The sequence below is a fragment of the Alkalihalophilus lindianensis genome (assembly GCF_032843265.1).
Lineage (GTDB): Bacteria > Bacillota > Bacilli > Bacillales > Bacillaceae_D > Alkalihalophilus > Alkalihalophilus lindianensis.
On record NZ_JAWJBA010001105.1, the window covers coordinates 1 to 232 of the forward strand.

1 protein-coding gene is annotated in these 232 nt (G+C 31.9%); it reads right to left on the reverse strand.

Features of this window, described 5'->3' with window-relative positions:
- Nucleotides 1-183: hypothetical protein (locus RYX56_RS25515; protein WP_317124539.1), on the reverse strand; the 183-nt coding region annotated here is incomplete at its 3' end.
- Nucleotides 184-232 lie beyond the last annotated feature (49 nt).

Consider the following 232-nt stretch of genomic DNA (forward strand, 5'->3'; position numbering starts at 1 on the left):
TAACTCCCCCGTTAATTCAATCTTTGGCTGCTGCGTAATTGAAAAATCACGTACTTCCTTGTTTAAATTTTGCAAATTCGTATAAGCAACAATCGTTAATGAAATGAAAAAGATAATAATGATAATATGACTGGCCCACTGTTTCCTGCTCATAGAAAACTTAGTTGAAAGTGTCCGGAACAACGTAATCCCCTCTTTATAATTTTATAGCTTATTCTTTATTTCTTTTAAT